The following is a 24,988-nucleotide window of genomic DNA, read 5'->3' on the forward strand; positions in this document are numbered from 1 at the left end:
AAAAGAAGAGCTGCTGCTCACTTAATTTTAAAGGTGCCGATGATGGACTGCAGCTCTGTTGCCATGGACAACAGCTGTTCGGCCCGCTCACTGAGCTCCATACTTGACTGCTTAATATTGCCTGCGGCACTGCTCACCTTGGTAATATCAACCGTGATTTCTCCGGAAACGGTTGAACTCTGGCCCACGTTCTCGTTCACCTCCTGCAGACCCAGGGATGCCTGGGCGATGTTGCTGGCGATTTCGTTGGTTGCCGCACTCTGCTCATCCACGGCGGTGCTGATAGTGGCGACAATGGAGCTGACCTGGTTGATGACAGCGGAGATCTGCTCTATTTCGTCAATGGAGGCCCTGGTGGTGGCCTGCATCCTCTCAATCTGTCCCTTGATATTCAGGGTCGCCTCTGATGTCTGCTTGGCCAGTTCCTTGATCTCATTGGCAACCACGGCAAAACCCTTGCCTGCCTCTCCTGCCCTGGCGGCCTCAATGGTTGCATTGAGGGCCAGCAGATTGGTCTGTTCAGATATCTCGGTAATGGCCTCGGTAACCTTACCGATGGCAAGGGCCGCACTGCCGAGCTCTGCCATCTTCTCTGCAGCTTCCTGGGCCTGCGCCACCGCCTTGGTGGAAATCGTGTCCGCCTGCTCTGCATTTGCCGCTATTCCGATGATGGTTGAGGTCATCTCCTCGGAAGCGGCGGCGACCATGGAGGTGTTGGTTGAGGACTCCTCCATGGCAGCGGCAACAGCTGAGAGATTCGTGGCCATCTGTTCGGAGCCGGCAGCGACATTGTTGGCAACCTGTGCCGTTTCCTCTGCCTGCCCGCTTAAATCTCTGGAGATCCCAGTAAGCTGGTCTGCAGAGCCGTTCACCTGGGCGCTATTTGCCGCGATCCGTGTCACCATCTCCTGAAGTCGTTCCAGAAAGGTGTTGAACAGTTGGGCCAATTCACCGAGTTCATCCCTGGAACGCACCACAATGCGCCGGGTCAGATCACCCTCACCCTCTGCAACCTCCCTGAAACTGACAATCAGCTGCTTGAGTCCGGAGCTGATGCCGATGACAATGACAAGCGTCAGGACAACGATGAGCAGACAGATCGTCCCTGCCACCAGCAGCATCCGGACAATCACCCTCCGGGAGAGCTGCTCCATATCTCCCTGAAGGGAGGCCGTGGCCCGCTCGATATTGTCGACATAGACACCGGTGCCGATCCACATGTCAAGGCCGGGGATCATCTCTGCATAGCTGAGCTTAGGGGTGTCACCGCTTCCCGGCTTGGGCCAGATATAGTTGACAAAACCCCCACCTGCCTCGGCCTTTGCCCTCAACTCCCTGATCACAGCGACCCCGTTCTTGTCCTGCACACTGCCAAGATCTTTGCCCTGACTGGCCTTTTTCACGGGAAAAGCCACATTGGTCGTCTGCTGGTAGACAAAAAAATAGCCGGACCCATCCTCTTCAAAGCGGATGGGATCCAGCATGGTACGGATCAGGGCGATCTTGTCCTCGGCTGCTGTATATCCGGCCTTATCGATGGCCTGCTTCACTGCCAGGGCCATGGCATGACTCGCCACCTTGATCTTTGCCCTCTGCTCCGCCATCATCACCTCTCCGGTCTTGCCCAGACCAAGATCCCGAATCTGGCCGGAGATGTTGAGAATAAAAAAAGTCATAACCGCAAAAAGGGTTATGACTCCCAAGAGAATCAACAGCATCCGCAACTTAACACTCATCCCGGTCAACATGCGACCTCCTCCAAGCCTTGCTCGGCTCGCAACAGGATCCTAAAAAAAACCTGCTTCAGCCGAGATACCCCATCCAAGCCCACCTCCACCTCTACTTCTATTTAAGCACAAAGCAGGCTGACCACAAACAGGAACAGGTATGTCTACCTATTATTTGCCGGGTAAACATACCGTACCACAGGGTGTTACTCCAAGATACCGATACGATACCTGGCAGCAAGGCATACAACTCATCCACCCAGCCCTGCCCCGGGCTCGTTCGACACCGCTACCAGGTCCGAGAGACAAGCTTTCACCCTGCCCTAAAGGCTGAGTTATCGACACCCCCTTTAAACAGGACAGGGAGCGACCCGGAACGAATTGCCCTTGTACAAAAAACTGAGCTAGCTGATATTGAATGAAAAGAAGCAGGCTCTGGCGGCAAAGGGAGAGTGCAGGATCAAAAAAAGAGCTCAGACCAGCAGGCTGAGCTAAAATAAGAAAAAGAAGCATCGGTCAGGGCTGGCCTGCCCAGGGAAAAGAGTTGCCCTGCGGACCGGCAGGAGAGAACAGCTGTTGTAGAGAAAGAGTAGTCTGCAGCTGCACGGGCAGGGCCATGCAAGAGGGGAAGGTCGCTTTCGAGATGGCACTCCTCAAGATCTGATCATCACAGACCAGACCATGCCGAATATGACTGGAGCAGAGCTGGCTCGAGCCAAAAAAAACCCAGCCGGATATGCCTATCATTCTCTGCAGCGGTTTCAGCGAGCTCATCGATGAAAAAACCATCGACGCATTGGGGATCAGCACATTCCAGAGAAAACCTGCAACCCGGCAGGAACTGGCGAAAGCTGTCCGAAAAGCCCTGAACAAAAGCGGAGCCTCAGACAGATACCCCTCTGCAGGATGAGAGCTTCTGGGCTGCCAAGGAGCTAAAGGTGGTTTAAAAAAAGAATCTCGCCCTTGACAAATTCAGCACCGATATGCTGTCATGAAAGCTGTACCCTTAACAACAACTCTTTCCCCCGCCTCTCCTCCCTTGCTGCCGTGACCATGGACGAGACAGGCCTGAGCGTTGACAGACCATGCCTTTAGCTGCCATTACCGCCCGTTTCCCTGTCTTGATGCCCTCCGTCATAGGGATCGTGGCCCTGCTGATGACGCCCACCCCAGCCCGGACCGACCAGTGCCTGAGCACGCTCTATGCCACTCCCCAACGCGCAGTAAGGCAAAACAGCTTTGCCCCGGATGAGGTGATCTACTTTTATCTCTACTGTGACCGCTTTGAGCAAACGGAGCATGCCCTGGCCATCGACTGGGTCGCTCCCACCGGCAGGGTCCTGGGCCAGACCGTTGACGCCTTTACCACCGACTCGGCCCATGGGGTCTTTCAAAAGGTTTATGCGGTAAAGTTACCGAGAAGAGGCTATGTTTCTCAAATCTTGACCGGGGTTCGTTATGGTGACGAACTCTACGGCACCTGGACCTACCGCGTCCACCTCAACGGTGTGCTCCTGGATAAGGACCATTTTACCATCCGTTGACAATCGCCCCCCCCAGCAATCACCAGCAACCATCAGTCCAAGGAGAGGAATGAAAAATCTCATATCATGTGCCGCGGCTCTTGCCTGTCTGTTCATCAGCGGCTGCAGCGACGGCACGGTCACCACCGACGAGGTGCTTGGTTCCTGCAACCTGATCTCCGGTACCTACAGCGGTTCCTATGTTGATACCTCCTGCCGCGGCGACCATAACAGCGGTTCCATCTCCAGCTTCACCATCAGTGACGGCTGCAGCGCCCAGATCCAGGGATTCATCATCGCTGCCAACGGCAGCATCACCAATATCGACGCCGAGGGCAAGGCCTTTGATGTCCGGGCAGAGAGCCCGCCGGGTTCCACCTGCGGCGGACTGAGCGGCCACTGCACCCAGACCAGCGCCAGCCCTGTCAGCTACGACTGTTCCTACTCCTGGGACCAGGGAGGCGGCGGATCCATCCATGTGGTCCGCCACTGAGCTGGCTGCGCCCCCACCCGCCGCCGGACGCTCCCATGAGGCGGCGGATCCAGGGTCGGAACCATATGCCTGCTTACCGCCCAGCTCTGCTTGGCCGGTACAAGCTGATTCGTCAGACAGCAGCAGGAGCCACCTCAAGAGCAGTCCCAAGTCAGAGAACTCAGAGCGTTCCACTTAAAGCCTGTCCCTGCCGAGCGCTCGGCAGGGACAGGGAAGAACACGCCTTCCCTGTCCCGTAAACCTGGAATACCGATCCTTTCATACCTAGGACCACAGCGGCTTCGGCCCCTTCCCTGCCATGGAAAACTTTGTTCTGACCCTCACCATGCTCCTGATCGGCATGGGCCTGAAACGGCTCCCGCTCTTTCCCGAGGAGAGCGGGAATGTCCTCAACCTCTTTGTGATCTATATCTCGCTGCCGGCCCTGATCCTGCTCAAGATCCCGGAGCTGCTCTTCTCCAGGAGTCTGCTGGCCCTGGCCGTGGTCCCCTGGGCCATGCTGCTCCTCTCTGCAGCCCTGATCCTGCTGCTGGCCAGGTTGCTCCGCTGGGACCGGAGTACCACAGGATGCCTGCTGCTCTTAATCCCCCTGGGCAACACCTCGTTTCTGGGGATCCCCATGGTCCAGGCCTTTTTTGGGGATCACGCCATCCCCTATGCCCTGCTCTACGATCAGCTGGGCTCGTTCCTGGCCCTAGCCACCTACGGCTCGCTGGTGCTGGCCTTCTACGGCAGCGGCGAAACCCAACCCAGCGTGACCGGGGTCATCAAGAAGGTGTGTACCTTTCCGCCCTTTATCGCCCTGATCCTGGCCTCTCTCCTTCGCCCCTTTCCCTTGCCAGCCATGGCCCTCAGCCTGCTCGAGACCCTGGCCGCCACCCTGATCCCCCTGGTCTTGATTGCCGTGGGCTTTCAACTCACCCCCCGACTGAACCGGACACTCATCGGACAGCTCAGCATCGGTCTCTGCATCAAGCTGGTCCTTGCTCCCCTGGTGGCCCTGGGCTTCTGCAAGGGTCTCGGACTCGAGGGGGAGGTGGTCCAGGTGGCGGTCTTTGAGGCCGGCATGCCGCCCATGGTCTCTGCCGGGGCCCTGGCGATCCTGGCCGGCCTCTCCCCGGCCCTGACCGCCGCCCTGGTCGGCATAGGTATCCTGCTCAGCTTTGCCACCCTGCCGCTCCTCTATCAGCTGCTGATCTAGCTGCTCGCCCGGGCAAAGCCACTCTGACCGGCGCCGGCATCCGGCAGGGCCGAGCCGACAGGATCCCGGCTCCAAACCGCCCCCACCAAAAAAAAACAGGGGCTGCTCCTGACAAAACAGCCCCTGCCGGGTGCTCCCCATGGCGCTCGACCATGGGGATATTGGTCTCGCCTTATTCGGGCACGATCCGCACCGCCCCCCTGTCAGCCGAGGCGGCAAAGCGGGCATAGACCTTGAGCGCCGTGGAGACGGTGCGCTCCCGCTCCGGGGTATAGGCCTTATCTCCGCGGGCCTCCTCCTCCCGGCGACGGGCCTCCAGTTCCGCCTCATCGACGAGCAGATTGAGGGAACGTTTGGGAATATTGATATCCACCCCATCCCCGTCACGTACCAGGGCAATGGCGCCGCCGCCGGCCGCCTCAGGCGAGACATGGCCGATGGAGAGCCCGGAGGTACCGCCGGAAAAACGGCCGTCGGTCACCAGGGCACAGGCCGCGCCCAGGTGCTGGGACTTCAGGTAGGAGGTGGGATAGAGCATCTCCTGCATCCCGGGCCCGCCCCTGGGTCCCTCGTAGAGGATGAAGACCACGTCGCCTGCCTTAATGGAACCACCGAGGATTCCCTCGCAGGCCGCATCCTGGGACTGAAAGACCCTGGCCGCACCCTGGAAGTGGAGGATGGAGGGATCCACCCCTGCGGTCTTGACGATAGAGCCGTTGAGGGCGATGTTACCGTAGAGCACGGCCAGGCCGCCATCCTGGGAGTAGGCATGGGCCAGGTCGCGGATACAGCCCCCGGCCCGATCCGTATCCAGCTCTGCATACATCTCGTTCTGGGAACCCATCACCAGGTTACGGCCTCCGCCCGGGGCGCTCAGGTAGAGGCTGCGGGCCTCCTCGCTCACCGTGGGTCGCATGATGTCATATTGGGCCAGGGCCTCGGCCAGGCTGAGCCCGTCGGCCCGGGAGACCGTGGTATCGATCAGGCCACCGCGATCCAGTTCTCCGAGGATGCCCATGATGCCGCCGGCCCGGTTGACATCTTCGATATGATAGTGGGAGTTGGGCGCCACCTTGGAGAGGTTGGGTACCTTGCCCGAGAGGGCATCGATATCCTCCATCCCGTACTCCACCCCGGCCTCGTGGGCAATGGCCAGGAGGTGCAGCACGGTGTTGGTGGAACCGCCCATGGCGATATCCAGGGCCATGGCATTGTTGAAGGCTGCCCTGGAGGCAATGGAACGGGGCAGTACCCGCTCATCCTCCTGCTCATACCAGAGCCGGCACATCTCCACGATCTGCTCCCCGGCCCGGGCAAAGAGGTCCAGCCGGGCGGCATGGGTGGCGACCAGGGTGCCGTTGCCTGGCAAGGCCAACCCCAGGGCCTCGTTGAGGCAGTTCATGGAGTTGGCGGTGAACATCCCGGAGCAGGAGCCGCAGGTGGGACAGGCCGAGCGCTCCACCTCTTCCACCTCCTCGTCGCTGACCGTACTGTCTGCGGCCATGACCATGGCATCCACCAGGTCCAGGGCCTTATCCCCTACCTTGCCGGCCTCCATGGGACCGCCGGAGACAAAGATAGCCGGGATGTTGAGCCGCATGGCCGCCATCAGCATCCCGGGGGTGATCTTGTCACAGTTGGAGATGCAGACCATAGCATCCACCTTGTGGGCATTGCACATGTACTCCACCGAATCGGCGATCAGTTCCCGTGAGGGCAGGGAGTAGAGCATGCCGTCATGGCCCATGGCAATGCCGTCGTCGATGGCAATGGTGTTGAACTCGGCCGCAAAACAACCCTGAGCCTCGATGATCTTCTTGACCTGCTGACCGATGGCATGGAGGTGAACATGGCCGGGGACAAACTGGGTAAAGGAGTTGACCACCGCAATCACCGGCTTGCCGAACTGTTCCTCCTGCATGCCGTTTGCCCGCCAGAGGGCCCGTGCCCCTGCCATCTTCCTGCCACTGGTTGTCTCTGCACTCCGTAATGGAATCGCCATTTTTCTTCTCCCTGAAAACGCTGGTCATGCCCACCTTCCCGACCCGATCTCAGGAGGCGGACTGGCCACGATAATACTCTTGAATAATTGAATGAACCTGGGAGGCAGACCCACCTCCTCCCAATCGTCCCCCTGGGCGCGAGCGCCCTGGAGGGACAGAGCCCTGTCAACCTGCTGTCCAGGAACAGAGGGGGCTCCTCCGGGAGGCATCCCCTTTATTCTCTTTTTTCCTTGTATTTTACGGCTCGTCCGCGATAGTACCTTATTAGGTACCTTTGTCAATTTTATACTGGTAGATCTTATGAAACAACAGGAGATTAACTACTGGATCACGGCCATGCTCAAGAAGCATGAGCGGGTTTCAGACCTCAACATCACCGTGGGCAAGAGCCTCCAGGTGGAGAGTGACGGCAAGCTGGTCCCGGTGGAGGTCTCTCCCCCGGTGCCGCGGCTGACCCCCTTCCAATCCGAAGTTTTTGCCCTCAACCTCATCGGCGGCAACAAACGACTGCTCCGCGACCTGGTCACCAAGGGGTCCTGCGACCTCTCCTACTCCCTGGACGACAAGGTCCGCTTCAGGGTCAACATCTTTTCCCAGCGCGGCTACCTCTCCACGGTGCTCCGAAAGCTGGAAACCACCATCCCCACCATCAACGGCTTTCAGTTTCCCGAGTCCTTTAACCTGATGAGCCAGGAGGTCAACGGCCTGATCCTCTTCACCGGGGCCACCGGCACCGGCAAGACCACCTCCATGGCCGCCATCCTCAACCGGATCAACGAGACCCGACCGGTCCATATCGTCACCCTGGAGGACCCCATCGAGTATGTCCACCCCCATAAGGTGGCCACCTTTAACCAACGGGAACAGGGAGATGACTTCAACTCCTTTGCCAACGGCTTGCGGGCGGCCCTGCGCCAGGCGCCCAAGGTCATCCTGGTCGGTGAGATCCGCGACCGGGAGACCCTGGAAATCGCCCTGACCGCGGCAGAGACCGGCCACGTGGTCTTCTCCACCCTCCATACCATTGACACAGGTCAGACCATCAACCGTATCCTGGGTATGTTTGAGCAGGATGAACAACCCCAGATCCGCAACCGCCTGGCCGATACCATCCGCTGGGTGGTCAGTCAGCGGCTGCTGCCCAGGATCAACGGCGGCCGGATCGCGGCCCTGGAGATCCTCTGCACCAGCCTGCGCATCAAGGACCTGATCATCAACGGTGAGACCGAAGACAAGACCTTCTACAGCGTGGTCCGGGAGGGCTCCACCCGCAACATGCGCACCTTTGACCAGCACCTGCTGGAGCTGTTTGAATCCGGAATGATCACCGAGGAATCCGCCCTCTCCTACTCCTCCCACCGTAGCGAGATCAAACGGGGACTGGACACCATCAAGTCCTCTCGGGGTGAACGGACCTCGGATATCAACGAGCTGCACATGGAGAAGCCGCCAGAGGACGAGTTCAGCGGCTGGTCCTGAGCCCGCCGGATGCAGACCCCATAGTCAATCCAGCAAGGAAAGCAAGATGATCAAACAATGTCCCCACTGTCAGGAGCAGCTCCGCTTCAGCCCGGAGCAGAGCGCCAAGATTGAGCAGGCCCTCTCTAGCCTGGACCAGGGCAAGGTGCTCAAGCTCAAGTGTCCCCACTGCCAACAGTCCATCAAGCTGGCCAAGAGCGGCAGCAGCGAGGCCGAACCCTCCGGGGTCGTCCCCCCGGCTCCCCCGGATCTGGATTGGCTGGCCAGCGGGGCCTTCCAACAGGAAGAAAAGGTTGAGGATGTTCCCATGGCCCTGATCCAGGCCCCGCCATCCCCACAGCGGGACCAGATCCAGGAGGCCCTGGAATCGGTCGGCTACCAGGTCGTGGCCGTGACCGGCGCAGATGAGGCCATCGAACGGATGCGCTTTGTCAACTTTGCCTGTGTGGCCCACCTGGAGGAAGAGGGGGTCCCCCTGGCAGAGGCCACCATCCACAACTACCTCTGTCAGCTGCCCATGGAGCGGCGGCGCTATATCTTTTATATCCTCATCAGCCCCTCGCTCCACACCCTCTACAACCTGGAGGCCCTGGCGCTCAGCGCCAACCTGACGGTGAACACCGCGGATCTCAACCACCTGGACCTGGTGCTCCGCAAGGCCATCCCCGACTATGAAGAGCTCTTTGGCCCGATGATGGAAGAACTCAACGCCTTTGGCAAACGCTAGCCCCAAACAGCGCCCCTATTGCAATCGTGAGGCGGCCGTGAGGCCTACGCCCCGTGCTGCCGCCTTCACCCCTTTTTCCGAAAAAGGGGGAGGGCCGAAACAGCGGGAAACCGGGCCTCATCGGGAAAAGCAAAAAATACAGTTTTTCAACAACAAACAGTTGTTTTTCAATCTCAACTCTGGTATTGGTTTAAATTTGTTTCCATGGACGGGATCTTCCCGTATCCATATTTCAACCATCAACCATTAATCCATTAAGCGGCCTGCTTTTCCGGTCGTAACAGGAACAACAACCAATGACTGACAATCGAACTCAACCCGCAGCTGCGGCAGATGACAATGGCTTCGAGGAAATGAGCTTTGCTGAGCTCTTCGAACAGGAAGAAAACAACACCGTAATCAACGTTGGCGAAGTCGCCATCGGCGCGGTGGTTGATATCAACAGCGATGCTGTGCTCATTGACGTCGGAGACAAGGCTGAGAGTTACATATCTCTTTCCGAATTTCGTCACGAAGACCCGGACCGGGTCATCGAGATCGGTGATGAATTCGAAGTTTTCATAGAGAAAAGAAAAGATGAAGGTGGCCTCCTCCTCTCTCGCGAAAAGGCCATTGCCATCAAAGTCTGGGAACAGATTGCCAAGATCCAGGAAGAAGACGGCACCATTGAAGGTCGTATCGACAACCGGGTCAAGGGCGGCATGTCCGTTGACATCGGTGTCCCCGCCTTCCTGCCCTACTCACAGATCGATCTTCGTCCGGTCAAGGATCTTGACGCACTCATCGGCCAGACATTTGAGTTCAAAATCCTGAAGTTCAACCGCAAGCGCAACAACGTGGTTATCTCCAGGCGTGCCATCCTGGAAGAGCAGCGCGCCTCCATGCGTGAGCAGATGCGCACCACCCTGGAAGAGGGGCAGACCATTCGCGGTGCCATCACCAACATCACCGACTACGGTCTGTTCATCGACCTGGGCGGCATGGACGGTCTCTGTCACATCACCGACCTCTCCTGGGGCCGGGTTTCTCACCCATCCAAGCTCTACACCGTGGGCGAAGAGATCGAGGTCAAGATCCTCAAGTACGACAAGAACTCCGACCGGGTTTCCCTGGGTGTCAAACAGCTCAAGTCTGATCCTTGGGAGCAGGTACCTGAGCAGTATCCTGCAGGGGCCCAGGTCACCGGCAAGGTGGTCTCCATCACCGATTACGGTGTGTTTGTCGAGCTGGAAGAGGGTGTCGAAGGTCTGGTCCACATCTCTGAGATGAGCTGGTCCAAGAAGCCGCGTCACCCCTCCAAGGTGGTTGCCGTAGGCGATCAGATCGACGTTCAGGTCCTCAACGTGGAAGCCGAGACCAAACGGATCTCCCTGGGTATGAAGCAGCTCCAGCCCAACCCCTGGGATGTGGTCGAAGAGAGCTATCCCGTGGGTGCTGTTATCGAAGGCAAGATCAAGAACATCACCGACTTCGGGATCTTCATCGGTATCGAAGAGGGTATCGACGGCCTTATCCATGTCTCGGATCTCTCCTGGACCGAGCGGATCAAGCATCCCTCTGAGAAGTATGCCAAGGGTGAAACCATCCAGGCGGTTGTTCTCAAGATCGACAAGGAAAACGAACGGTTCTCCCTGGGCGTCAAGCAGCTGGAGCCGGATCCGTGGCAGGCTGCCGCCAACAACTACCCCATCGGTTCCAGCGTAGAGGGCACCATCACCAACGTCACCGACTTCGGCGTCTTTGTCCAGCTGGAAGAGGGGATCGAAGGTCTGGTCCATGTTTCCGAGATCTCTCGTGAGAAGGTCAAGACCCCGGTTGGAATGTTCAACGTTGCCGACACCCTCCAGGCCATGGTCATCAATGTTTCCGCCGATGATCGTAAGATCGGCCTCTCGGTCAAGGCCCTGGAAGAGAAGGACGACAACAACGGTGAAATCCCTGAAGAGTACTCACAGCAAAAGCAGAGTAGCGGACCTTCCACCTTTGGCGATCTGTTGATTGCCGCTGCTGGTGAAGATGGAGACAATAAATCCTGATAAGCACTTCAATTTGAGGGCATAATTGGATGTTTCCTGAAACCGGGGATGGAGTATCCCCGGTTTCGCTGAAACATCCTTTTCTATTTCATCTTCCCTCTCAATACCCAGGAATGTTTTCCCCACTTTAATAATACGGTAGATAAAAAGGATTATTTAGCATGCTTAAGCGTGAACTGGTCAACGCTGTGTCTTCACAACTCGATGATTACTACAAGCAGGATATTGCCCAAGCTGTTGAAATCATACTTGAAGAGATAGCCCAGGCCCTTGCTGAAGAGAGAAGAGTTGAGATTAGAGGATTTGGCAGCTTTTCTGTACGTACCCGAAGACCGCGAACCACCAAGAATCCCAAGACTGGGAAGATGATGGATATCCCGGCTCGCAAAACCCTTCACTTTACGATGAGTAAATCACTGAAAGAGGTTTTAATTCAGGCTGAATAGGACAGAGGGGTACAGCAGCGAAAGTCGGCCGGTATCTGTCCTCAGTTACCGGCTTTTTTCATTCAAGGAAAAGAGCGCAGCGCCGATCCCGAGACAGGGAAGAGACGCTGTTGAACAGCTTAGATAAAGGGAGCAATGTCGCCCTTACCCTGGCGGAGGATCTCCGGCTGGTCGGTGATCAGGGAGATCACCGTGGAGGGGTCGGGATAGACCTCACCGCCATCGATGATCAGGTCAACCTGTTTGCCGAATAAGCGATCCACATCAAAGCCGTCGCAGACGGGCTGGCCCTCGTCCTCCCCCTCCAGGGTCGCGCTGGTGGTGAGCACCGGGTTGCCCAGCTCTTCCAGGAGCGCCAGACAGATGGGGTGGTCAGGAACCCTGATCCCCACGGTCTTCTGTTTGGTCAGCATGACCTTGGGCACCAGCTTGGTGCCGGGCAGGACAAAGGTGTAGGGACCGGGCAGATTTTTCCGCATCAGCCGATAGGCGGTGTTGGCCACATGGCCGTACTCGCTGATATTGGTCAGCGAGGAACACATGAAGCTGAACGGCTTATGCTTGGGTCGTCGCTTCAGCTGGTGGACCCGGCTGACGGCCTTTTTATTGAAGATATCGCAGCCGATACCATACATGGTGTCGGTGGGGTAACAGATCACCCCGCCCTTTTTGAGGACCTCCACCGCCTGGCTGATCAGCCGTGGTTGGGGGTTATACGGATTTATTTCAATCAATCGGGCCATGGAAGCGTGGACCCCCTATCTGGACGATGATGGATGATGAAGAGAAGGTGTGCAGCTCACGAAGCGCTGCACCACGGACGGCAGGAAAGTAAAGCAGGATCCTCCTAAAAAATCCAGCTGTTTTTTAGCACGACCCTCTATTTCCCTTTGCCGACAGAGATGGATGCTGTTACCACCAGGAAGTAACCATGATACTGGTTTTCATCGATATTATTCCTTTTCCACCGTAACAGTCGGCCCCTGCCGGGATCGTTTTCCGCTTTGCCGGCATTATCCCTGGCCTTCCAGAGCAGAACCATTGAAGAGAACTCTCGCCCCAGGGCAGAACATTAATTTGAACCATTTTTTACTATTTTTTCATATTCGGCACAACCACCGCCACGACCCTAAGGAGTATATATGTTGAACCAGGATATCCCGCTGGCCCTCACCTTTGACGATGTATTACTGGTGCCGGGACCATCTGCGGTCCTCCCCTCCGAGGTCTCCCTGCAGACCAAGCTCACCAACCAGATCACCCTCCAGGCCCCGCTGGTCAGTGCAGCCATGGACACGGTCACCGAACACCAGACCGCCATTGCCATGGCCCGCGAGGGTGGCCTGGGCATCATCCACAAGAACATGAGCGTCAGCAGCCAGGCCAAAGAGGTGGAGCAGGTCAAGAAGTCGGAATCCGGGATGATCGTCGACCCGGTCACCGTCTCCCGCAACCAGAGTGTGGCCGAGGTCCAGGCCATCATGCGCAGCTACAAGATCTCCGGCCTGCCGGTACTGGACGGCGACAAGCTGGTGGGTATCGTCACCAACCGGGACCTGCGCTTTGTCTCCGACGACGGCCTCCGGGTCAACGATGTCATGACCAGCAAACATCTGGTCACCGCTCCGGCCGGAATCTCTCTGGAACACTCCAAGGCCCTGCTCCATGAGCACCGCATCGAGAAGCTCCTGGTGGTGGATGATGCCGGCCGCCTCCAGGGACTGATCACCATCAAGGATATCGAAAAGATCAAGAAGTATCCCAACGCGGCCAAAGACGAGATGGGCCGCCTGCTGGCCGGAGCCGCCATCGGCGTCGGTCCGGAGATGCTGGAGCGGACCCAGGCGTTGGTTGATGCCCAGGTGGACGTGGTGGCACTGGATTCGGCCCATGGTCACTCAGAGGGCATCCTCCAGGGGCTGGAAGTGGTGAAGTCCCACTTCCCGGACCTCCAGGTGATCGCCGGCAACGTGGCCACCGCCGAGGGCACCGCGGCCCTGATCAAGGCCGGCGCCAATGCGGTCAAGGTCGGAGTCGGGCCGGGTTCCATCTGTACCACCCGGATCGTTGCCGGTGTGGGCGTTCCCCAACTCACGGCCCTGAAACAGTGCGTGGCCGAGGCCGCCAACCACGGCATCCCGGTGATTGCCGACGGCGGGATCAAGTATTCCGGCGACATCTGCAAGGGCATCGGCATCGGAGCCCACACCGTGATGATCGGCTCCCTCTTTGCCGGCACCGACGAGACCCCGGGGGAGACCTTCCTCTACCAGGGACGGACCTACAAGGGCTACCGGGGCATGGGCTCCATCGGCGCCATGAAAACCGGCTCCAGTGACCGCTACTTCCAGGAAGAGCAGAGCCCCAGCAAACTGGTCCCTGAAGGCATCGAGGGCAAGGTGCCCTACCGCGGCGCCATCTCGGAGATGATCTACCAGCTGCTGGGCGGCCTGCGCTCAGGCATGGGCTACACCGGCGCCGCCACCATCGAAGAGCTCCATAAGCGGGCCAGGTTTGTCCAGATCTCTTCGGCCGGTCTCAGAGAGTCCCATGTCCATGACGTCATCATCACCAAGGAGGCGCCCAACTACCGGACCGAGTAGCCAGGCGATCCCTGTCCCTGTCCTGCGGGTGTCGGTCTCTCCATGGGCCATTTCGCTCAGACGCGCACCATCAAAAAAACAGCATAGAGATATCATTGCTGTCTCGAGGATGTTTTTTTGAGTATAACGCCGATATTGAGTAGAATAGCCACTGAGGAACAGGCACCCTTAAGGCTTCCTTTCATCAATCATACCCACAAAGGCCCATGACCATTCATTCTGAGAAGATTATCATCCTCGACTTCGGTTCACAGACCACCCAGCTCATTGCCCGCCGTATCCGGGAGCAGAAGGTCTACAGTGAAATCCACCCCTATACCCTGCCCCTGGAGCAACTCAAGGCCATGAACCCCACCGGCATTGTCCTCTCCGGCGGGCCGGCCAGTGTCTATGACGACGACGCCCCCATCAGCGATCCAGGCCTCTTTGAACTCGGGGTGCCGGTGCTGGGTATCTGCTACGGGGCCCAGTTGATGATGGTCCAGCAGGGTGGGCGGGTGGAACGGGCCGAGCACCGCGAATTCGGTAAGGCAGAGCTGAACATCGACTACACTGCCGGCATCTTTGCCGGCATGGAGACCACGCCCTCCCACTACCAGGTCTGGATGAGCCACGGCGACCGGATCGAAGAACTCGCCCCGGGCTTCACCGTCACCGCCACCAGCGGCCACTCACCCTATGCGGCGGTGCGCCACGAGGAACGCCCCTTTGTGGCGGTCCAGTTCCACCCCGAGGTGGCCCATACCCTGATCGGCAACGATGTGCTGAGAAACTTCATCTTCGGGATCTGCGGCTGTAAGCCGGAGTGGACCATGCACTCCTTTATCGATGCCACGGTCCAGGAGATCAAGGACAAGGTGGGCGATGGCCAGGTGATCTGTGCCCTCTCCGGCGGGGTCGATTCCTCGGTGGTTGCGGCCATGGTCCATCGGGCCATCGGTAATCAGCTGACCTGTATCTATGTCAACAACGGTCTGATGCGGACCGGTGAATCCAAGAGCATCATCGACTTCTTCACCCAGAAGACCGACCTGCAGCTGATCGATGTGGATGCCGAGGAGTTCTTCCTCGGTCGCCTGGACGGAATCAGTGACCCTGAAGAGAAGCGCAAGCGGATCGGCTACGGCTTTATCGAGATCTTTGAGCAGGAGGCCAAGAAACTGGGCAAGGTCAAGTTTCTGGCCCAGGGCACTCTCTACCCGGATGTGATCGAATCTGTGGTCTTCCGCGGTAAGGCCCCCATCAAGTCCCACCATAATGTGGGCGGTCTGCCCGAACGGATGGCCATGGAACTGATCGAACCGTTGAGGGAGCTGTTCAAGGACGAGGTCCGGGAGCTGGGCCTGGAGCTGGGCCTGCCCGAAGAGGCCATCTACCGCCAACCCTTCCCCGGACCGGGTCTGGGGATCCGGATCATGGGCGAGGTCACTGGCGAACGCTTGCAGATTCTCCGTCAGGCCGATGTGATCGTCCTGGAAGAGATGAAGGATTCGGGCTGGTACCGTAAGGTCTGGCAATCCTTTGCCGTGCTCCTGCCCATCCAGACCGTCGGGGTCATGGGGGACGGCCGGACCTACGAACACGTCATCGCCCTACGTTCGGTGGACTCACGCGATGCCATGACCGCAGACTGGTCGCGGCTGCCCTATGAGATCCTGGGTAAGATCTCCAGCCGGATCATCAACGAGGTACGCGGCGTCAACCGGGTGGTCTACGACATCTCCTCCAAACCCCCCTCCACCATTGAATGGGAATAAGCCCCTGCTAACGAAGGGATCGTCATTATGCTGAAGACAGGTATCTACGTTGATGCCGAAAACATCAAGATGAGCGGCGGCTACGGCATGCGTTACGACGTGCTGGTGGACCTGGCCAATGACGGGAACTCGACCCTGCTCAGGGCCAACTGCTATCTGGCGGAAGATCGGGAACGGACCCAGAAGGACGGCGAGTATCGTCAGAAGGTCTACTCCTACCACAACATCCTCCGCCAGTGCGGTTTCAAGGTGATCAAGAAGTATGTCCGCCGCTTCCAGGATGAGGACGGCAACATCACCACCAAGGCCAATGCCGACATGGACCTGGCCATCGATGCCCTGCTCCAGGCCCGCAACCTGGATCGGATCATCCTCCTCACCGGAGACGGCGATTTCATCCGCTTGGTCATTGCCCTCCAAAACATGGGCTGCAGGGTGGAGGTCATCGGCTTTCACAACGTCTCCGGTGCCCTGCGGGAGGTGGCCGACTCCTACCTCTCCGGCTACCTCATCCCGGGGCTGTTGCCCATTATCCCCTCCCAAGCCCATGACAGCGGCGAAGAGTGGCAGCGGGGCACGGTGGCCAACTTCAACATGGACCGGGGCTTCGGTTTTTTCCGCTACTACCGGCTCAGGGAGAACCGCCTCTCTGCAGAGACCATCTTTTTCCACCTCTCCAAATCCACCCTGGGCTCGGATCAGTATTTTCTTGATTTCGGCCGGATCTTCGAGTTTCGGATTGTCCAGAATCCCGCCAACGAGAACCGCTCCGAGGCCTGGGATATCCGCCTGCTCAAGGAGGTCTGAGCAGACGGAGCTGTACCCTCCTTCCCTCGAAGCTCGTTTTCGGGGAAGGGGGCACAGGAAATGTTACTGCATCCGGGAAGTTGCATCCTCAGCCGATCATGTTTATGCTCTCAGAGAAACAGGGGTGACTTTCTCGTAAGGTCCCGCCTCTTTCCCCCCGGGACGCGGACAGCCGGCAGCGGGCAGCAGCTGTTCTTTTCCGTGGAGTATGAGGCCCCCGGTTTCGGCCCAAAGCCCAGAGAGGTGGTGCCATCAACGAGGCATCACTCTGCACCGTCGTTCACCGCGTCCCAGGGCTGCTCTCTTCCCTCACACAAAGACCTGCGCTGGCCTATGATCAACCCCTCCCTGCTCCTGGCCGCAGATATCGGCGGCACCAAGACCACCCTGGCCCTCTACCACCGGGCCCAATGGCCGGGCCCGCCCCTGGCAGAGCAAACCATGGCCAACCATGGGACCGCTGGCCTGGAGCAGCTGATTGCACAATTTCTCGACCCCCTGGCCGAGCGACCGGCCTATGGCTGTTTCGGCGTTGCCGGGCCGGTGCGCAACCAGGAGGTGGAGATGACCAACCTGAGCTGGCGGATCTCGGCGGCTGCCCTGGAGCAGCGATTCGGTTTTCAGCAGCTCCATCTGCTCAACGACCTGATGGCAACCGCCATGGGCACCAGCTCGCTCCAGGCCGACGAGTTAGTGACCATCAACCCGGGTTCCCCGGTAGCCGGGGGCACCGTTGCGGTGCTGGCCCCTGGCACCGGCCTGGGAGAGGCCTTTCTCACCCAGGGAGCTCAACCGACCCCGCATCCCTCGGAAGGGGGCCATGCCAGCTTTGCCCCACGCACCCGGGAACAGATCGAGCTGCTGTGTTTCATGCTCCAGAGCCGGGACCATGTCTCGGTGGAACAGGTCTGCTCGGGCAGCGGCCTGCCCCAGCTGTTTGCCTTTCTCCGCACCACCATGGGGGTGCCGCCTGCGCTGGCAGAGGCGCTTGCCGCCAGCCGCGATCAGACCCCGCTGATCGTGGCCTCGGCCCTGAAGGCCCTGCAGGAGGGGGAACAGGAGCATATCGCGGTCCGCACCCTGGAGCTGTTCACCGCCATCCTGGCCGACGAGGCGGCCAACCTGGCCCTGAAAACCCTGAGCCTGGGCGGACTGTTCCTGGGAGGCGGCCTCCCTCCCCGTATCCTGCCCTTTTTTGAGTCGTGCCGTTTCATGTCCATCTTTGCCCGGGGGGTCTACCGCGACTGGCTCCGCACCATCCCTATCCAGCTCATCCTTAACCCGAAAACCGCCATTGCAGGTGCTGCGGCCTACGGCTTCAGCAGAATAGTGCCGACACCATAGGCAGCCCAGGCCGGACACGCTGCAATGTCACCACCCATGGATGTATCATGAAGACCAATCTCCTGAAAAAACTCCTCATCCTCGGCCTGCTCCTGCTGGTAGTCGTGCTCTTTCAACTCTTTGACCTCGGCCAGTACCTGAGCCTGGACTACCTGAAGGCACAACAGGCAGAGCTGCTCGAACTCTATGAACGCCGGCCGGTGCTGATGGTGGCCCTCTATATGGGCGTCTATATCCTGGTCACCGCCTTTTCTCTGCCCGGTGCCGCGGTGATGACCCTGGCCGGAGGAGGCCTCTTCGGCCTGGTTACCGGTACCCTGGCGGTCTCCTTTGCCTCCACCATCGGCGCCACCCTGGCCTGCATGGTGGCGCGCTACCTGCTCCGTGACTGGGTGCAGCACAAGTTTGGCGATAAACTGACCCGAATCAACCAGGGCATGGCCCGGGAGGGCGGCTTCTACCTCTTCAGCCTCCGCCTGGTCCCCCTCTTTCCCTTCTTTGTGATCAACCTGGTCATGGGGCTGACCTCTATCCGGCTGCTGACCTATGCCTGGGTCTCCCAACTGGGAATGCTGCCGGCCACCATTGTCTACGTGAACGCCGGCAAGGAGCTGGCCAGGATCGAAAGCCTGGCCGGGATCCTCTCCCCCAGCCTGATCCTCTCCTTTGCCCTGCTCGGCCTGTTGCCCATTGCCACCAAAAAGCTCTTGGCCCTGGTTACAGCCAAAAAGGACCACTCTCTCCACTAACCCCCCCGGGAGGACCTCCATGAGCACCTTTGATTACGATATAGGTATTATCGGCGGCGGAGCCGCCGGGCTGACCATCACCGCAGGGGCTGCCCAGTTGGGTGCCCGGACCCTGTTGATCGAAAAAGAACCGCTCCTGGGAGGTGACTGCCTCCACTACGGCTGCGTGCCCAGCAAGACCCTGATCAAATCCGCCCATGTCTACCACCAGATCAAAGAGGCCGAGCGCTACGGCCTGCCCACAGCCGCCATTGGCCCGGTGAACTTCCGTTCCATCGCTGCCCGGATCCAGGAGGTGATCTCCACCATCCAGGTCCATGACTCGGTGGAGCGATTCTGCAGGCTGGGGGCCCAGGTGGGATTCGGCCAGGCCGAATTCGTGGATGAGCACACCGTGCTCCTGGACGGCAGCCGCAGGAGCGCCAAGTACTGGGTCATTGCCACCGGCTCGGAACCGGCTCCCCCCCGGGTGAAATGCCTCACCGAGATCGAGATGATCACCAACAGGGATATCTTCTCCCTGGACGAACTCCCCGGCTCCATGATCGTCCTGGGCGCCGGTCCCATTGCCATGGAGATGGCCCAGGCCTTTAACCGCCTGGGCACCCAGGTGAGCGTGATCCAGCGCTCGGCCCAGATCCTCAGCAAGGAGGACAGGGACATGGCCGACACGGTGATGGCCGCAATGGAGGAGGAGGGAGTCCGCTTTTTCCTTGGGGCCACCGTGCTTGCGGCCTCCCAAAAAGGTGGCCGCAGGCGGATCGAGTTCAGCACCGGAGACGGCAGCCGGCACCAGCTGGAGGCGGACCAGGTCCTGCTGGCCCAGGGCCGCACCCCCAATACCCGGGACCTGGGCCTGGAACGGATCGAGCTGGCCCATGACCTGCGGGGGGTGACGGTGGACAGACGCTTACGCACCAGTCATAGACACATCTTTGCAGCCGGTGACATCACCGGCAGCTACCAGTTCACCCATGCCGCCGGCTATGAGGGCGGGATCGTGGTCTCCAACGCCATCTTTCGCCTCCCCCGCAAGACCAACTACACCTGGCTGCCCTGGTGCACTTATACCGACCCGGAGCTGGCCTCAGTCGGGCTCAACGAGCGCAGGGCCCGGGCCCTGGGGATCGACTACACGGTCTGGAGCGAAGAGTTTGCCGCCAACGACCGAGCCCTGGCCGAAGGAGCGACCAGGGGCAAACTCAAGCTGCTCCTGGATGAGAGGGAAAAACCCATCGGCGTCCAGATCGCCGGTCCCAGGGCCGGCGACCTCCTGGGAGAATGGATCGCCATCCTGGGCGGCGGGGTCAAGCTCTCCACCCTGGCCGGAACCGTCCACCCCTACCCCACCCTGGGAGAGATCAATAAGCGGGTGGCCGGCAGCTACCTCTCGCCAAAGATCTTCTCCAGCCGGGTAAAAAAGGGACTCAAGCTCTTTTTCCAGCTCAAGGGACCGGTGGAGGACCCCTGTTCCCGGCTCAGCCCCTGAGCACACCATCTCCCCCCTCCAAAAACGCCTCCCGGCCCCTGACTCCTGCCCAGGGGCCGAAGCACCATCGGCAGACTTGACGAACCAGGGGAAAGGTATAATTGTATCACAGTGTTGAATGACGCCTGTTGCAAGTGTCCTATTCACAGGAAACAGCTGTTGCCAGCCTGTTCCCAAGACAATGTACCCCAATGACGTAAGGAGACCCTTTCCATGCGAAGACAATCAACCCTAACCTGGATGCAGCTCGCCGCATCCCTGTTGCTCTGTTGCACCCTGCTGACAGGCTTCCCCCCCCCTGCCCTGGCCCAGGATGAGGCGGACATCGCCCTCTTGGACCGCTCGGCCAAGGCCTTTTCCTCGGTGGTGGCCAAGGCCGGTCCGGCCGTGGTCCATATTGCCGTGGAAAAAACCATGCACAAGCCCCAGGGGCGACAGCCCAGCGACCTGTTCAGGGATCCCTTCTTTGAACGATTCTTCGGCCCCCAATTCCGCCATCCCCGGACGCCCCGACAGCAGCCGCGCCAGTACCGCCAACAGGGCGCAGGCTCGGGTTTTATCTTTGCAGCTGACGGCTACATCCTGACCAACAACCATGTGGTGGAAGGGGCAGACAAGATCACCGTCCGCCTGGATGACGAACGGGAGTTCTCCGCCAAGGTGGTGGGCACCGACCCCCAATCCGATGTGGCCATCATCAAGATCGACGGCACCAAGCTGCCGGTTCTGCCCCTGGGTAACTCCGATACCCTGGGAGTCGGTGAGTGGGTCATCGCCATCGGCAGCCCCTTTGAGCTCAGCCAGACCGTCACCGTGGGGGTGGTCAGTGCCAAGGGCCGCAACCGGGTGGGCATCGCCGATTACGAGAACTTTATCCAGACCGATGCCGCCATCAACCCGGGCAACTCCGGCGGCCCCCTGCTCAACATCCGCGGCGAGGCCGTCGGCATCAACACGGCCATCTTCTCCCGCAGCGGCGGCTACATGGGCATCGGCTTCGCCATCCCCATCAACATGGCCAAGGCCATCAAGCAGCAGCTCTTAGACCATGGCAAGGTCACCCGCGGCTGGCTCGGAGTGGTGATCCAGGATGTCAACGAGGAGCTGGCCAAATCCTTTGACCTCTCCAGCAGCAAGGGGGTCCTGGTGGCCGAAGTCAGCCCCGACTCCCCTGCCCAGAAGGCTGGCCTCCGGCAGGGTGACGTCATCGTTGGTCTGGAAAAGCAGGCCGTCGATGATGTGGCCGAACTCCGCGACAAGATCGCCATGACCGCGCCCAATGCCAAGATCAAACTGGAGATCATCCGTGACGGCCGCAAGAGGCAACTCGCGGTCACCATCGGCGAGCAACCGGCGGACATGGGCCGGGTGGCCTCGAAGAGCGATGGCTCGCCGCTGGCAGACTTTGGCCTCACCCTCCAGGAGCTCACTCCGGAGCTGGCCGAACAGTTCGGCTATGAAGTGGAGCAGGGAGTGCTCATAGCCGAGGTGGCCTCCGACTCTGCAGCCGGGCGCTTCGGCCTGAAGCCCGGCCAACTGATCGAAGAGGTCAACCGTCAACGGGTCCGTAACCTGGAGGAACTCAACCAGGCCCTGGCAACAGCCAAGAACGGCTCCCGGGTCCTGCTCCGGGTCCGTGGCGGCAAGGCCAGTCACTACATCGTCCTCAGCAAGGAGTAGGGGCTCTTTGCTGATCAGTACGCATCAAGCCGGTGGATCATGTTCCACCGGCTTTTTTATTTGGTGCCTGCTGCCCTTGCTAGATCCCTGCTCCAGGTAGTATTATATTGCTCAGGGCAACCTCCCTACCCACCGGATCATCGGCTGTATCAGGAAGCATAAGGAGATCACATGTCACCCCAGATCAATTTTTCCCAACTTGACCTGCAGCAAGAGTTCAGCTCCCAGGGGAAACCCTACACCTTTTATGGTCTCCAGTTCCTGGCAGAGAGCCCATTCGGACCGCTGAGCAGATATCCCTTCTCCATCCGGATCCTCTTGGAAAACCTGCTCCGTTACCTGGACCAAGGGCTGGTGCGAGAGGAGGACTTCCTGGCCCTGGCCGCCTGGAGGCCCGGTGCAACTCCCAACCAGGGCATCCCCTTCATGCCCAGCCGGGTGGTGCTCCAGGATTTCACCGGCGTCCCGGCCCTGGTGGACCTTGCCGCCCTGCGTTCGGCCCTGGCCCGCAAGGGTGGTGATCCCACCAGCATGAACCCCTTTATCCCTGCAGACCTGGTGATCGATCACTCCATTCAGGTTGACCGCTATGGTTCCACAGAGGCCTTTGACTTCAATGTGCGGTTGGAGATGGAGCGCAATCGGGAACGCTACACCATGCTCCACTGGGGCCAACAGGCCTTTGCCAACTTTCGGGTTGTACCGCCGGGCACCGGGATTGTCCACCAGGTCAACCTGGAATACCTGGCCTCGGTGGCCCAGCTCAACCAACAGGGCAGCCGAACGGTGGTCTCCCCGGACACGGTCCTGGGTACCGACTCCCACACCACCATGATCAACGGCCTGGGGGTCGTGGGCTGGGGGGTAGGCGGGATCGAAGCCGAGGCCGTCCTCCTTGGCCAGCCCTATATTCTCCAGATCCCCGAGGTGATCGGCATGCGGTTAAGCGGCTCCCTGCCCGTGGGCACCACGGCCACCGATCTGGTGCTGACCATTACCCGTTTCTTACGGGAAAAGGGGGTGGTTGGTCGCTTTGTCGAGTTTTTCGGCCCTGCCCTGGACAGCCTCCGCCTGCCTGACCGGGCCACCATCGCCAACATGGCCCCCGAATATGGGGCAACCATGGGCTTTTTCCCGGTGGATCGGGAGACCCTGCGCTACCTGCACAGCAGCGGCAGGGACCAGGCCCAGGTACGGCTGGTGGAAGACTACTGTCGGGCCGCAGGATTGTTCTACGGCCCGGAGACGGTGGAACCGGAATACAGCACCATCTACGAACTCTGTCTGGACGAGGTTGTCCCCTCTCTGTCCGGACCGAGAAAGCCCCAGGAGCTGCTACCCATCTCCCAGGTAAAGGGAGATTTTGGCCGCCAGTTTGCCGCTCGGCTCGGCAGGGGTAACGGCTCCCTGGAGGCGGGCAACATGGATGGCTGCCCGAGCTGTGCCAAGACCCCGGTGGCCTGCAGCCTGCCAACAAGCGGCTGCGACCAGCTCGATAACGGCTCGGTGGTGATCGCCGCCATTACCAGCTGCACCAACACCTCAAACCCGGATGTGATGATCGGTGCCGGCCTCCTGGCCCGCAACGCGGTCAAGCGAGGGCTCCGCTGTAAACCCTGGGTCAAAACCAGCATGGCTCCGGGCTCCAGGGTGGTCAGCCGTTACCTGGAAGAGAGCAAGCTGCTGGCCGATCTGGAGACCCTGGGTTTCCATGTGGTCGGTTATGGCTGCACCACCTGTATCGGCAACTCCGGCCCCCTGGATGAGACCGTGGCCACGGCCATCGAGCGGAAAGGACTGATCACCGCAGCGGTCCTCAGTGGGAACCGTAACTTTGAGGCCAGGATCCATCCCCAGGTCCAGGCCAACTACCTGGGCTCGCCCATGCTGGTCATCGCCTATGGGCTGGCCGGGAGCGTGCTCAGCGATCCGATCAACGAGCCCCTGGGCAAGGATGACCAGGGCAGGCCGGTCTTTCTTCGGGATATCTGGCCCAGCCAGGAGGAGATTCGCCGGGTCGTGGACGCGGCGGTTACCCCGGAGCTGTTCAGCTCCAGTTACCAGTCCCTCTTCAAAGGCGACCAACAGTGGAACAGCCTCCATGGGGGCAGCGGCCAGCTCTTTCCCTGGGACCCGGACTCCTCCTACATCCAGGAGCCGCCCTTCTTCACCAGCCTCAGCAAAGAGGTGCCGCCGATCCAGGATATCCACCAGGCCCGGATCCTGGCCATCTTCGGCGACACCATCACCACCGATCACATCTCCCCGGCCGGGGCCATCCCCGCGGACAGCCCGGCAGGCCAGTACCTCCAGTCCCTGGGGATCGCTCCCCAGGACTTCAACTCCTATGGCTCACGCCGGGGTAACCACCAGGTGATGATGCGGGGCACCTTTGCCAATATCCGCATCCGTAACACCATGGTGGAGCGGGAGGGTGGCTACACCCTGTTGCTGCCCCAGGAAGAGGAGACCTCCATCTATGAGGCGGCCATCCGCTACCAGCAGTCGTCCACCCCTCTGGTGATCTTTGCCGGTAAGGATTACGGCACCGGCAGTTCCCGGGACTGGGCGGCCAAGGGAACCATGCTCCTGGGGGTGAAGGCGGTGGTGGCGACCTCCTTTGAACGGATCCACCGCTCCAACCTGGTGGGCATGGGGGTGCTGCCCCTCCAGTTTGCGCAAGGTACTGACGCGACCAGCCTGGGCCTGACCGGCCGGGAACGGATCTCGATCACAGCCCTGGAAGGGGCCCTCAAGCCGGGGGCTCCACTCCAGCTGCAGCTGGACCGTGCCGACGGCAGCAGCGAGCTCTTCAGCGTACTCCTTCGCCTTGATAATGATATGGAAATCGACTATTACCGTCACGGCGGCATCCTTCACAAGGTCCTTCGCCAACGGCTGAACCAAAACTAGCTCGATCATCT

At 59.8% G+C, this 24,988-nt stretch carries 18 protein-coding genes; 15 read left to right on the top strand and 3 right to left on the bottom strand.

What is annotated here, in order from left to right; all coding sequences use genetic code 11:
• Positions 1 to 17 precede the first annotated feature (17 nt).
• On the bottom strand, positions 18 to 1,748 hold the full coding sequence (locus tag G494_RS0118365) for a methyl-accepting chemotaxis protein (protein WP_028585692.1): 1,731 nt from the start codon (positions 1,746 to 1,748) through the stop codon (positions 18 to 20).
• A gap of 1,064 nt (positions 1,749 to 2,812) precedes the next feature.
• Here G494_RS0118365 and G494_RS0118375 point away from each other — a divergent pair.
• The 3 genes from G494_RS0118375 (at position 2,813) to G494_RS0118385 (ending at position 4,944) form a co-directional block, all read left to right on the top strand.
• Entirely contained in the window at positions 2,813 to 3,271 is a 459-nt protein-coding gene (locus G494_RS0118375) for a hypothetical protein (RefSeq protein WP_028585693.1), read from the top strand.
• A 49-nt stretch (positions 3,272 to 3,320) separates the two neighbouring features.
• Positions 3,321 to 3,743 (top strand): hypothetical protein, encoded by a 423-nt coding sequence (locus G494_RS0118380; protein WP_028585694.1) that lies wholly within the window; start codon positions 3,321 to 3,323, stop codon positions 3,741 to 3,743.
• Between the two features lie 298 nt (positions 3,744 to 4,041).
• Positions 4,042 to 4,944 carry an AEC family transporter gene (locus G494_RS0118385; protein WP_028585695.1) on the top strand — a complete coding sequence of 301 codons (903 nt, stop codon included), beginning with the start codon at positions 4,042 to 4,044 and terminating at the stop codon, positions 4,942 to 4,944.
• 172 nt (positions 4,945 to 5,116) lie between these two features.
• Here the strand turns inward: G494_RS0118385 and ilvD are convergent, their stop codons facing one another.
• A complete protein-coding gene (ilvD, locus tag G494_RS0118395; protein ID WP_028585696.1) occupies positions 5,117 to 6,946 on the bottom strand; it encodes a dihydroxy-acid dehydratase in 1,830 nt (609 codons plus the stop codon).
• 301 nt (positions 6,947 to 7,247) lie between these two features.
• Between ilvD and G494_RS0118405 the strand changes: the two genes are divergently transcribed.
• The 4 genes from G494_RS0118405 to G494_RS0118420 all read left to right on the top strand — a co-directional run bounded on the left by G494_RS0118405 (position 7,248) and on the right by G494_RS0118420 (position 11,635).
• Positions 7,248 to 8,426 carry a type IV pilus twitching motility protein PilT gene (locus G494_RS0118405; RefSeq protein WP_028585698.1) on the top strand — a complete coding sequence of 393 codons (1,179 nt, stop codon included), beginning with the start codon at positions 7,248 to 7,250 and terminating at the stop codon, positions 8,424 to 8,426.
• Between the two features lie 46 nt (positions 8,427 to 8,472).
• The gene (locus tag G494_RS0118410) at positions 8,473 to 9,153 is read left to right on the top strand and encodes a zinc ribbon domain-containing protein (protein WP_028585699.1); all 681 of its coding nucleotides are present in this window, start codon (positions 8,473 to 8,475) and stop codon (positions 9,151 to 9,153) included.
• A 296-nt stretch (positions 9,154 to 9,449) separates the two neighbouring features.
• Entirely contained in the window at positions 9,450 to 11,189 is a 1,740-nt protein-coding gene (locus G494_RS0118415; RefSeq protein ID WP_028585700.1) for a 30S ribosomal protein S1, read from the top strand.
• Between the two features lie 161 nt (positions 11,190 to 11,350).
• Positions 11,351 to 11,635, top strand: coding sequence for an HU family DNA-binding protein (locus G494_RS0118420; protein ID WP_028585701.1), 285 nt, complete (start codon positions 11,351 to 11,353; stop codon positions 11,633 to 11,635).
• Between the two features lie 119 nt (positions 11,636 to 11,754).
• Here G494_RS0118420 and G494_RS0118425 read toward each other — a convergent pair whose 3' ends face one another.
• Positions 11,755 to 12,378 (bottom strand): L-threonylcarbamoyladenylate synthase, encoded by a 624-nt coding sequence (locus tag G494_RS0118425; protein ID WP_028585702.1) that lies wholly within the window; start codon positions 12,376 to 12,378, stop codon positions 11,755 to 11,757.
• A gap of 399 nt (positions 12,379 to 12,777) precedes the next feature.
• On the opposite strand from G494_RS0118425, the gene guaB reads away from it, so the two are divergent.
• From guaB to acnA, 8 genes are all read left to right on the top strand, one after another.
• Complete coding sequence (gene guaB, locus G494_RS0118435; protein WP_028585703.1) at positions 12,778 to 14,238, top strand: IMP dehydrogenase; 1,461 nt, start codon at positions 12,778 to 12,780, stop codon at positions 14,236 to 14,238.
• Positions 14,239 to 14,444: 206 nt separating this feature from the next.
• The gene (gene guaA / locus G494_RS0118440) at positions 14,445 to 15,995 is read left to right on the top strand and encodes a glutamine-hydrolyzing GMP synthase (RefSeq protein WP_028585704.1); all 1,551 of its coding nucleotides are present in this window, start codon (positions 14,445 to 14,447) and stop codon (positions 15,993 to 15,995) included.
• 27 nt (positions 15,996 to 16,022) lie between these two features.
• Positions 16,023 to 16,802 carry a LabA-like NYN domain-containing protein gene (locus tag G494_RS0118445; RefSeq protein WP_035247544.1) on the top strand — a complete coding sequence of 260 codons (780 nt, stop codon included), beginning with the start codon at positions 16,023 to 16,025 and terminating at the stop codon, positions 16,800 to 16,802.
• A gap of 333 nt (positions 16,803 to 17,135) precedes the next feature.
• Positions 17,136 to 18,146: a glucokinase gene (locus G494_RS0118450; RefSeq protein ID WP_051305861.1), complete on the top strand. Its 1,011-nt coding sequence runs from the start codon at positions 17,136 to 17,138 to the stop codon at positions 18,144 to 18,146.
• 47 nt (positions 18,147 to 18,193) lie between these two features.
• A complete protein-coding gene (locus G494_RS0118455) occupies positions 18,194 to 18,895 on the top strand; it encodes a TVP38/TMEM64 family protein (RefSeq protein ID WP_035247547.1) in 702 nt (233 codons plus the stop codon).
• 19 nt (positions 18,896 to 18,914) lie between these two features.
• A complete protein-coding gene (locus tag G494_RS0118460; protein ID WP_028585708.1) occupies positions 18,915 to 20,384 on the top strand; it encodes a dihydrolipoyl dehydrogenase family protein in 1,470 nt (489 codons plus the stop codon).
• 213 nt (positions 20,385 to 20,597) lie between these two features.
• Positions 20,598 to 22,064, top strand: a complete 1,467-nt coding sequence (locus G494_RS0118465; protein ID WP_153305950.1) for a DegQ family serine endoprotease — start codon at positions 20,598 to 20,600, stop codon at positions 22,062 to 22,064.
• Between the two features lie 171 nt (positions 22,065 to 22,235).
• Complete coding sequence (gene acnA / locus G494_RS0118470; protein ID WP_051305862.1) at positions 22,236 to 24,977, top strand: aconitate hydratase AcnA; 2,742 nt, start codon at positions 22,236 to 22,238, stop codon at positions 24,975 to 24,977.
• Positions 24,978 to 24,988 lie beyond the last annotated feature (11 nt).

Origin of the sequence: Desulfogranum mediterraneum DSM 13871, from assembly GCF_000429965.1 — a bacterium.
In the GTDB taxonomy this organism is placed as follows: Bacteria; Desulfobacterota; Desulfobulbia; order Desulfobulbales; family Desulfobulbaceae; genus Desulfogranum; species Desulfogranum mediterraneum.

Excerpts from the sequence above, each read along its gene's own strand:
- G494_RS0118365 (WP_028585692.1), bottom strand. The coding sequence starts at position 1,748 with ATGTTGACCGGGATGAGTGTTAAGTTGCGGATGCTGTTGATTCTCTTG.
- G494_RS0118375 (WP_028585693.1), top strand. The coding sequence starts at position 2,813 with ATGCCTTTAGCTGCCATTACCGCCCGTTTCCCTGTCTTGATGCCCTCC.
- G494_RS0118380 (WP_028585694.1), top strand. The coding sequence starts at position 3,321 with ATGAAAAATCTCATATCATGTGCCGCGGCTCTTGCCTGTCTGTTCATC.
- G494_RS0118385 (WP_028585695.1), top strand. The coding sequence starts at position 4,042 with ATGGAAAACTTTGTTCTGACCCTCACCATGCTCCTGATCGGCATGGGC.
- ilvD (WP_028585696.1), bottom strand. The coding sequence starts at position 6,946 with ATGGCGATTCCATTACGGAGTGCAGAGACAACCAGTGGCAGGAAGATG.
- G494_RS0118405 (WP_028585698.1), top strand. The coding sequence starts at position 7,248 with ATGAAACAACAGGAGATTAACTACTGGATCACGGCCATGCTCAAGAAG.
- G494_RS0118410 (WP_028585699.1), top strand. The coding sequence starts at position 8,473 with ATGATCAAACAATGTCCCCACTGTCAGGAGCAGCTCCGCTTCAGCCCG.
- G494_RS0118415 (WP_028585700.1), top strand. The coding sequence starts at position 9,450 with ATGACTGACAATCGAACTCAACCCGCAGCTGCGGCAGATGACAATGGC.
- G494_RS0118420 (WP_028585701.1), top strand. The coding sequence starts at position 11,351 with ATGCTTAAGCGTGAACTGGTCAACGCTGTGTCTTCACAACTCGATGAT.
- G494_RS0118425 (WP_028585702.1), bottom strand. The coding sequence starts at position 12,378 with ATGGCCCGATTGATTGAAATAAATCCGTATAACCCCCAACCACGGCTG.
- guaB (WP_028585703.1), top strand. The coding sequence starts at position 12,778 with ATGTTGAACCAGGATATCCCGCTGGCCCTCACCTTTGACGATGTATTA.
- guaA (WP_028585704.1), top strand. The coding sequence starts at position 14,445 with ATGACCATTCATTCTGAGAAGATTATCATCCTCGACTTCGGTTCACAG.
- G494_RS0118445 (WP_035247544.1), top strand. The coding sequence starts at position 16,023 with ATGCTGAAGACAGGTATCTACGTTGATGCCGAAAACATCAAGATGAGC.
- G494_RS0118450 (WP_051305861.1), top strand. The coding sequence starts at position 17,136 with ATGATCAACCCCTCCCTGCTCCTGGCCGCAGATATCGGCGGCACCAAG.
- G494_RS0118455 (WP_035247547.1), top strand. The coding sequence starts at position 18,194 with ATGAAGACCAATCTCCTGAAAAAACTCCTCATCCTCGGCCTGCTCCTG.
- G494_RS0118460 (WP_028585708.1), top strand. The coding sequence starts at position 18,915 with ATGAGCACCTTTGATTACGATATAGGTATTATCGGCGGCGGAGCCGCC.
- G494_RS0118465 (WP_153305950.1), top strand. The coding sequence starts at position 20,598 with ATGCGAAGACAATCAACCCTAACCTGGATGCAGCTCGCCGCATCCCTG.
- acnA (WP_051305862.1), top strand. The coding sequence starts at position 22,236 with ATGTCACCCCAGATCAATTTTTCCCAACTTGACCTGCAGCAAGAGTTC.